The following is an 8916-nucleotide window of genomic DNA, read 5'->3' as shown; positions in this document are numbered from 1 at the left end:
CGGATCGCGATGACGGAAGAGTTTGACGGCAACCCGCTGGCCGACATGGCCGCCGCGGCCCCGGCCGCGCCCGCCGCCGACGCGACCTTGCCTCCGCAGATGAAGCATGCGGGCAAGATGGGCATCGGCACGATGTTCCTGGACGCCAAGCCGGTGGTGAAGGTCGTGATGCTCGGCCTGCTGCTGGCCTCGGTGTTTTCCTGGACCCTGCTGATCACCAAGCTGCTTGAGTTCCGCGCGCTCAACCGCGTGTCGGACGGCTTCCTCGAAGCCTTCCGCGGCGCCAAGGGCATCACCGACATGGGCCGGATCGCCATGTCGGAAGAGTATGATGGCAACCCGCTGGCCGACATGGCCGCCGCGGCGGCGCAGGAAATCGAACTGTCCCGCCAGGCTGGCCTGCACGTCGCCGGCGAGCACCGCGAGACGACCCTCAGCCGCGCGGAACATGCGGTGTCCGCCGTCCAGGCCTCGCTCACCCGGCGTCTGTCCAGCGGCATGCAGTTCCTGGCTTCGGTCGGCTCAAACGGCCCGTTCATCGGCCTGTTCGGCACCGTCTACGGGATCATGGACTCGTTCATCGGGATCGCGAACACCAACACCACCAACCTCGCGGTCGTGGCGCCCGGCATCGCCGAAGCGCTGTTGGCCACGGGCCTTGGCCTGTTCGCCGCCATCCCGTCGGTTATCTTCTACAACTACTTCCAGACGCGCATCTCCGCTTACGGCGCGCGGACGGAAGGCTTTGTGGCTGAACTGATGAACGCGATCTCCCGGCAGCTCGACAAAGGAGCTTAAGCCATATGGGAGCCAAGCTTTCAGGCTCTGCTGGCGGACAAGAAGCGGCCATCGCCGACATCAACGTCACACCGTTCGTGGACGTGATGCTGGTGCTGTTGATCATCTTCATGGTGGCCGCGCCTCTGGCTGCGGTGACGGTGCAGGTGGTGCTTCCCCCCGCGGTCGCCAAACCGGGCACCAATCCGCCCAAACCGGTCTACATCTCGATCCAGTCCAACGGGCGGATCTTCATCCAGGACTTTCCGTCGGACCTCGCCACGCTTGGGGATGACCTGCGGAAACAAGTGGGCGCAAAGCGTGACCCGACCCACGAGCGGATCTTCATTCGCGGGGACAAGGACGTGATGTACGGCGACTTCATGGGCGTGATGAACATGCTGCAGGACAACGGGTTCTACAGCGTGGCCCTGGTCGGCGAAGACAATAACAAGTGAGGCTGGTGACGCATGGCTGATACATCACAGCGTGACGCCGCCCCTCTGACCGGCAGTCACAATCCGTTCGACGACCCGCGACCGAAACGCCAGAAGGGCCTGGTTATCGCCCTTGTCGTCGCGGTTCTGGTCCACGCCCTGCTCGCCTATTACCTTTGGACGAGCAAGTTCCAGGCGAACTTCAAGGAATATTCCGACAGCGTGACGGATGTGGCGCTGATCAAGCCTGTGCCGCCTCCGCCGCCGCCGCCGCCGCCGCCGCCGCCGCCGAACACCCCGCCGCCGCCGCCGCCAAAGCTGCAGCCGAGGCCGAAGGTGGCTTCGCCGTACTTGCCTTCGATCACGCCGCTGCCGGTCCCGCCGGTGGAGCACCTCATCGATCAGCCGAATCCGCCGCCCGCGCCGCCGCCGGAACCGCCGCGTCCGTCGGTGATCACCAATCCTGACTGGCTGCGCAAACCGACTGGCGACGACCTGGCGAAGTACTTCCCGGAACGCGCCGGACGGATGGGCGTCAGCGGGCGGGCGGTTATCCACTGCTCGGTGAACGCCAAGGGGACGCTCGACAACTGCTCGGTGGTTTCCGAGTCGCCTGAAAATCAGGATTTCGGGACGGCCGCCATGCGGATGAGCAAGCTGTTCAAGATGCGACCGCAGACCAAGGACGGCGCGCCCGTCGATGGGGGGCAGATCAACATCCCCATCCGCTTCGACGCGCCCAAGGGCTGACACGGACGAGACGGCAGGACAAAGGCCCCGGCGGCGAGAGCCTCCGGGGCTTTTTCTTTGCGCCGCGCGGCCTTCACGGCGCCTGCCGGCGCCATGTCGACCTGGCGGACATCGCCCGGGCCGAGGCGGTGGGGAACTATTTGAAACTGCAAAGGTACGGCGCAAACCTGCTGCATCGCGCCTCGCACTCGGCGATGGATCTCGATTCCGGGCGGCGGGCTTCGTGCGCATCCACCGCTCACGCCTGGTCCGCCGCGACGCTGTGGCGACGGTGGAGTCCAGGCCTACCGGTGACTTCCGGGTCCGCCTGCGCGACGGCCGCGAACTGGCCGGCAGCCGCCGATATCGGCGCCCGCTGCTGATCAACTGAAGGTCGCGACAACGGGGCGATACCGGGGTGACTTGATCGCGGCGCGGCGCGCGACTAGAAACCCACCTCGCGATGGGCCGGCTTAGCTCAGTTGGTTAGAGCGCTAGATTGTGGATCTAGAGGTCCTCGGTTCGAGACCGAGAGCTGGTACCATCGCGAATTCTCCAGTCTCCGGATCTCAGGCCGTGGCGGCGGCCTGCGCGGTTGGCCGGCGAACGAACGGTTGCGGGCTCCACTTGACCAGCGAACGCCAGATCCATTCGAACGGGCCATAGTGGAAGCGGGCGAGCCAGGGCTGGCTCCAGGCCAGGATGAAGGCCCAGACGCCGGCCACCACGGCCAGTTCCTGAAACCGCGACAGCTTGCCATAGAGTCCCAGGCCGAAGCCGCAGAATACCAGCGTGGTGATGATCGAGGTCATCAGGTAGTTGCTGAACGCCATTCGCCCGGCCGCGGCCAGCCGCTGGACCAGCCCGCGCGCCAGCCCGGCGCGGATGACCAGCAGAAGGACGCTGGCGTGGGCCAGGGCGATCAGCGGCCGGCTGACCTGCTGCCAGACTTCCCAGCGATGCAAGGCGATGGCCTCGAAGTGGCTTTCGGCGATCCTCCAGGCGATCCACGCGGTCGCGGGAACGGCGAGCAGGTAGCCCACCGCGATCATCGCGGCATAGGCCCGGCTCGACCAACGCAGGGTGAAGAACCCCGCGCGGAAGAGGCCCATTCCGAGGAACATCTGGCCGACCGCCTCGGGCAGGGAGTCCGGCGGAGAGATGACAGTCTGCATCAGCAGCGACATCTGGGTCCGGGCCTTGAGGGCGTCGATGAAGCCACCGCCGAATCCGGCGATCTGCTGGGCGGCCAGGGCCTGGGGCGGTGACAGGGTGAACGACACCTCCTGCCAGGTCTTCACCAGAGACGCCGGAGCGCCGGGCGCCATGGCGGCGGCGCGCAGGGTTTCGATCTGGCCGGCTTCAACGAGGTTCTTGGCGAGCAGGGCCGCGAGGATCCCCACGCCGATGCCGATCTGCGCTCGCGGGCCGAGCTTGCGGAAGGGGAAGATGGCCAGGCCGGCGACCGCATAGGTCACCAGGATGTCGCCCCACCAGAGGAAATAGGCGTGCAGCATGCCGATCACGAACAGCCAGAACATGCGGCGATAATGCGTCTGCATCGGACCGGGGCGACCGGCCTCCGCGCGCTCGGCGATCAGCACGGTGCTGGCGCCGAACAGCATGGTGAACAGCGCCCGCATCTTGCCGTCGGTCAGCACGTTGTTGACCGCCCAGGTCCAGAAGTCGGCTCCGGTCGAGCCGCCGGCGTAGGTCGGGTCGATGTAGGCGAAGGCCGGCAGGCCCATGCCGACGATGTTCATCAGGAGAATGCCGAGCACGGCGAAGCCGCGAACCGCGTCGATGGAGAGGTGGCGCTCGCCCCCAGCCTGATCCTGCGTTGCCGACATCCCCGAGCGCCCCTGGTTTCCCGTCGATGCGAGCATGAGCCCCGCCCGCAGGCTGTCAACGCCCGATGCGTGGCCAGCCTGGTGCGGTTTCGAGGCGGCGGCGCCTGATTTCTAGCCGCCTCGCGCCGTCGACCGCGGAAAGCCAGGGATGTCGTGACGCCGGGCTTTGCCGCGACGTCGGGACGATACAGGGTGGTTTTGCCCTTTGGGGCGTTTCCTCCCTTGACTGGGCCGCGCTCCGCAACGGGCGCGGCCCTTTTTTTGCCGGCGCGCGCCGTGGCGCGGTCCGGTCATCATGCTAAAGCTGGAGCCCCATCCGGCTGCCCTCGCGGCCGCCTCTGACGGAGTCCGCCCCGTGACGCGTCTGCCCTGGACCGGACCTGCCGTGATGCTCGCGCTGCTCGCCGGTTGCGATCGACCCGCCGGCCAGTCCGCCGCGAACGCCCGGGGTCCCGCCGCGGCGCAGGTCGAACGGGCGGGTCCGGCCCACTGGAACGCGACGACCGGTGGCTTCGAACTGGACGGCAAGCCGGTGAAGACGGTCAAGCTGTGGACCTTCGATGGCTCGACCGAAGGCTTCGCGACCTTGCGCAGTAAGATCGTCCCGGCCGACGGCCAGGGTCTCGCGGTGACGATCGTCGATCCCATCCTGCGATCGCCCAAGGGCTTGAACGTCCCGGGCGCGCGGTTTTCGCTGGTGCTGGTGCGGCTGACGCGCACGGCCGCGGGGGCGGGCTGGGACGGGGCGCTCTACTATTCGACCGCCAACCATCCGGAATCCATCGCCTATCTTGGCAAGCCGATGTCCGGGGCCAACCCGGCCGTCAACGAGACCACGACGCTGGTCTATGACATGCGCCGCCAGACGCTCGGGGCGCCGGACTGGACCGAATCGACCATCGACCAGATCCGCCTCGACATCGAAGACAAGGCCGGCGGCGCCTTCGTCATTCGCCAGATCGCCATCGCCGAAAATCCGGACTCCCGGCCGCCCCCCGCTCTGCCGCTGGCCACCCCGCCCGAAGCCACCCCGCCTGCGCCGACCCAAAAACCCTGACGCCGCGGACCCCAGGGAAACGCAAGGCGTGGTCTTCAGTTCGGTCATCTTCATCTTCTATTTCCTGCCGGTCTTTTTGCTCGGCTACTATGTTTCAGGCTGGCGCGCGGGCGCGCTCCTGGCCGGCAGCGCGGCCTTCTACGTCTGGGGCGAAGGCGCCTATCTGGCCCTGCTGCTGGGTCTGATCGGCCTGAACTATGCCGGGTCTCGCTGGCTCGACACGGTGGTGGCCAGGCGCGGCCGCCTGGCGATCCTGGCGCTGCTCGTCACCGCCGACTTCGCGGTGCTGGGGGTGTTCAAATATTCCGAGTTCCTGGCGCACAATCTGAACCGGATTCTGCCCGGCGCGCCGCTGCCCGAGGCGCACTGGGCGCTGCCGCTCGGCATCTCGTTCTTCACCTTCCAGCTGGTCAGCTATGTCACCGACGTGCATCGCGGGGCGGTCAAGGTCGAGCGCGACGGTGTCCGTTTTGCCGCCTACATTCTGATGTTTCCGCACCTGATCGCCGGCCCGATCGTCCGCTATGCCGACATCCGTCACGAGATGCACGCCGACCGTCGCCAGACCGCCCATGTCGGCCTGGGCGTGCAGTATTTCATCGTCGGCCTCTGCCAGAAGGTGATGATCGCCAACACCCTGGCGCCGCTGGCTGACCACGCCTTTGCCACCGGCCTCGCAAAGCTCGACGCCACCACCGCCTGGCTGGGCGTGTGGGCCTACACCCTGCAGATCTATTTCGATTTCTGCGGCTATTCGAACATGGCCATTGGCCTGGCGTTCCTGCTCGGCTTCACCTTTCCGAGGAATTTCGACTACCCCTATGCCGCCAGGTCGCTCACCGACTTCTGGCGGCGCTGGCACATCAGCCTGTCGTCCTGGTTTCGCGACTATGTCTACATCCCGCTGGGCGGCAATCGCAACGGAGGGGTCCAGACGGTCAGGAATCTGCTGATCGTCTTCTTCCTGACCGGCCTGTGGCATGGCGCGGCCTGGCGGTTCATTGTCTGGGGCCTCTATCACGGCGCGTTCCTGTTGCTGGAACGGTTCGGGCTCGGCCGGCTGCTCGATCGCGCGCCGCGGGTCGTGCGCCACGCCTATTTGCTCCTGGTGGTGATGGTGGGCTGGGTGTTCTTCCGCGCCGACAGCCTGCCGCACGCCTTGCAGGTGCTTGGCCAGATGGGCCGGCCCGGCCGCTTCCTGGCGCCGGACCCGGCGTTGTCGATCCTGCTGAACGCCCAGACGCTGACGGCGCTGGCGGCCGGTTCATTGCTGGCCATGCCGCTGCTCCCGGCCCTGATGGAGCGCTTGGGCGCGCCGCGCGCCGAGCCGCCGAGGCCGGCCATGCCGGAGCGCCTGGACACCCGCAACGTCCACGCGCTGCCGATCCCGCTGCTGGCGGCGGGGTTCGTGCTGAGCATCGCTGTGCTGGCCGGCTCGACCCTCAACCCCTTCCTCTATTTCCGGTTCTGAGCGTGACCCTCGCCTCGCGGCTCCACTGGCGACTGCTGATCGCAACTGTGCTGGTGCTGATGGCGGCGGCCTGGCTCGGACCTCGCCTGGTTCCGGCGCCGACCCTGCAGGAACACCGCGTCCTGGCGCCAAGGCCCGTCTGGCCGAAGCGGCTGGAGGACCTCCGCGCGTTTCGCCAGGCGACCGACGCCTATGTCGCGGACCGGTTCCCCGCCCGCGTCTATCTCATCGCGGCGCTGAACCGGCTGCGGATGATGGTCGGCGTCAGCGGATCGAGCCGGGTGATCGTCGGGCGCGACGGCTGGTTGTTCTGGGACGATGACACCCATCTGGGCGCCTCGCGCGGTGACCCGCCGATGACCGGCCTGGAGATCCGCGACTGGCTGGCGGGCCTGGCCGGTCGGACCGAATTCCTGCGCGCGCGCGGCATCCGCTACCTGGTCATCGCGCCACCCACGAAGGAGGCGATCTACCCTGGGCATGGGCCTGCCTGGTACGCCGGCCCCGCGCCCGGGCGCGCCGCCGTCCTGCTGCCCAGGCTCGCCCGCGACAGCGACGCTGGCGAGGTGCTGTATCTGCAGCCCGCCATCACGCTGGCCACCAAGGCCGGGGCGATGACCTACAGCCGGCATGACACGCACTGGAGCGGGCTGGGGGCGTTCGCCGGCTACGTCGCGATCATGGATCGGCTGCAGGCCATGGGCTTGACCGATGGCCCTCGGCCGCTGGCGGAGTACCGGGCTCGGAATTCCGCCGGCCACGGTCCGCGCGACCTGGCGCTGATGCTGGGCGTCGCCAGCTTCGTCGATCTCGACTATCCGCGCCTGGAGCGTCGCGAGGGCGCGTTCAAGATCGACACCACCTACCTGACCGCCAAGCGGGACTGGACCGCGCCGCAGGTCATCGACACCCACGTGATCGGCAAGCCCGTCCTGCTGATGACGCGGGACTCATTCTCCAACGAGATGCTGCAATTTCTCTATCCGCATTTCCGCCGCATCGTCGTCGCGCACGATCAGGACGGCTTCTGGCGTCCAGACCTGATCGACCGATTCAAGCCCGACATCGTCATCACCGAGGTGGTTGAGCCGGGTCTGCGCGTGGCCATGGGCGACAGCCCCGCGGCGTCGGCTCAGGCCATGGCGCGGATTGACCGCGTGCTGGCGACCGCTCATGCCGCGGGCCCGGCGCCAGGGGCAAGCCTGATGCCGCGCCTCGCGGCCCCGGACCAGCGCCAGGCCGCCGCCATCGCCGCCGCGCGGCCCGGCGGCGGGTGCGCCTTCGATGCGGCGAACCTGGCGCCTGGCGGCGGCGGGCAGGCGACCCTTGTTGTCTCCGGATGGGCCTCTGAGCTGGCGACGGCGGTGACCTCGCCCGACGGTCTGATCGCGCTGACGGGGCCGAAGGGGCGGTTCGTCAGCGCGTTGCGGATCGACAAGCCGCGGCCTGACGTGGCGGATCATTTCAGGAACCCCAGTGCGCGTTCGAGCGGGTTCGCGGGCGATTTCTACATTTCGAAATTGCCGGCCGGAACCTACGACCTCAGCGTCTATCGGCGAGCCGGCGCGGGGTGGATGGCCTGCACCGGGCCGCCGGCCCTGGTCGCGCCCTGACGCCGGATTGTCAGGCATTAGAAAAATCTTCCCCGGTCTCAGCTTTCCGCCCATCGACAAGGGGCGATCTTGCCGGGTAAATGCCCGCGATCACGGCCTCCCTATCAAGAACTAGGGGTTTGGCCGCGTTTCGGCGTGCGTTGAGTGTCTGGACCTGAAGAGGACGAGATGGGGTTCCCCCGGAAGCAGGGACTGTACGATCCGGCGAACGAGCATGACTCGTGCGGGGTGGGTTTCGTGGCCAATATCAAAGGCCGCAAATCGCACGAAGTGATCGAGGCCGGCCTGCAGATCCTGGTCAATCTCGACCATCGCGGGGCGGTGGGCGCCGACCCCTTGGTCGGCGACGGCGCCGGCGTGCTGATCCAGATCCCCGACGCCCTGCTGCGCGACTGGGCGGGCCGATCCGGCGTGACCCTGCCGGCGGCCGGCGAGTACGCGGTCTGCATGTGCTTCCTGCCGCGTGACGAGGCCGCGCGCGCCGTCGCCTGCGCCCAACTCGAACACTTCCTCACCGTCGAGAAGCAGCCGCTGATCGGATGGCGCGATGTGCCGGTGGACACCACGGGTCTGGGTGCGGCGGTGTTGGCGGAGATGCCGGTGATCCGGCAGGCGATCATCGGCCGCGGCCCGAACGTGCGCGACCAGGACGCCCATGAACGCAAGCTGCTGGCGATCCGCAAGCAGACCCAGAACCCGCTGCGGGAGCTGGCCGCCAAGCGCAACCTGCCGGGACTGACCCAGCTCTACATCCCCTCGATGTCCACGCGCACGGTGGTCTACAAGGGCCTGCTGCTCGCGACCCAGGTGGGGACCTTCTACAAGGACCTGACCGACCCGCTGACCGAGTCGGCGCTGGCGCTGGTGCACCAACGGTTCTCGACCAACACCGTCCCATCGTGGCGCCTGGCGCACCCCTACCGGTTCATCGCCCACACCGGCGAGATCAACACCGTGCGCGGCAACGTCAACTGGATGAACG

Annotated in this window: 8 protein-coding genes, 1 tRNA gene and 1 pseudogene; 9 read left to right on the top strand and 1 reads right to left on the bottom strand. The window is 67.7% G+C overall.

The features are described 5' to 3' along the window. The first annotated feature begins 3 nt into the window (after positions 1 to 3). The 5 genes from RMN86_RS11220 to RMN86_RS11200 all read left to right on the top strand — a co-directional run bounded on the left by RMN86_RS11220 (position 4) and on the right by RMN86_RS11200 (position 2487). Positions 4 to 798 carry a MotA/TolQ/ExbB proton channel family protein gene (locus RMN86_RS11220; RefSeq protein WP_309605931.1) on the top strand — a complete coding sequence of 265 codons (795 nt, stop codon included), beginning with the start codon at positions 4 to 6 and terminating at the stop codon, positions 796 to 798. 5 nt (positions 799 to 803) lie between these two features. Then, entirely contained in the window at positions 804 to 1235 is a 432-nt protein-coding gene (locus tag RMN86_RS11215) for a biopolymer transporter ExbD (protein ID WP_309605930.1), read from the top strand. Between the two features lie 12 nt (positions 1236 to 1247). Further along, positions 1248 to 1964 carry an energy transducer TonB gene (locus RMN86_RS11210; RefSeq protein ID WP_309605929.1) on the top strand — a complete coding sequence of 239 codons (717 nt, stop codon included), beginning with the start codon at positions 1248 to 1250 and terminating at the stop codon, positions 1962 to 1964. Next, positions 1915 to 2334, top strand: a complete 420-nt coding sequence (locus RMN86_RS11205) for a LytTR family DNA-binding domain-containing protein (RefSeq protein WP_309605928.1) — start codon at positions 1915 to 1917, stop codon at positions 2332 to 2334. The genes RMN86_RS11210 and RMN86_RS11205 overlap by 50 nt, the downstream gene beginning before the upstream one ends. A 76-nt stretch (positions 2335 to 2410) precedes the next feature. Next, a tRNA-His gene (locus RMN86_RS11200) sits at positions 2411 to 2487 on the top strand. Between the two features lie 25 nt (positions 2488 to 2512). On the opposite strand, the gene RMN86_RS11195 is transcribed toward RMN86_RS11200, so the two are convergent. After that, on the bottom strand, positions 2513 to 3793 hold the full coding sequence (locus RMN86_RS11195; RefSeq protein WP_309605927.1) for a DUF418 domain-containing protein: 1281 nt from the start codon (positions 3791 to 3793) through the stop codon (positions 2513 to 2515). A gap of 355 nt (positions 3794 to 4148) precedes the next feature. Here RMN86_RS11195 and RMN86_RS11190 point away from each other — a divergent pair, with 355 nt between their 5' ends. From RMN86_RS11190 to RMN86_RS11175, 4 genes and pseudogenes are all read left to right on the top strand, one after another. Next, on the top strand, positions 4149 to 4850 hold the full coding sequence (locus RMN86_RS11190; RefSeq protein ID WP_309605926.1) for a hypothetical protein: 702 nt from the start codon (positions 4149 to 4151) through the stop codon (positions 4848 to 4850). 28 nt (positions 4851 to 4878) lie between these two features. Beyond that, positions 4879 to 6321 carry an MBOAT family O-acyltransferase gene (locus tag RMN86_RS11185; RefSeq protein ID WP_309605925.1) on the top strand — a complete coding sequence of 481 codons (1443 nt, stop codon included), beginning with the start codon at positions 4879 to 4881 and terminating at the stop codon, positions 6319 to 6321. Positions 6322 to 6323: 2 nt separating this feature from the next. After that, positions 6324 to 7934, top strand: a complete 1611-nt coding sequence (locus RMN86_RS11180; RefSeq protein ID WP_309605924.1) for an alginate O-acetyltransferase AlgX-related protein — start codon at positions 6324 to 6326, stop codon at positions 7932 to 7934. Between the two features lie 168 nt (positions 7935 to 8102). Continuing rightward, positions 8103 to 8916: pseudogene (locus RMN86_RS11175) on the top strand (glutamate synthase subunit alpha); the annotation flags it as partial.

The organism is Phenylobacterium sp. (assembly GCF_031360265.1).
Classification (GTDB): domain Bacteria; phylum Pseudomonadota; class Alphaproteobacteria; order Caulobacterales; family Caulobacteraceae; genus Phenylobacterium.
Note: the sequence above shows the minus strand (reverse complement) of the source record. Positions and strands in the feature narration are given on the sequence as shown.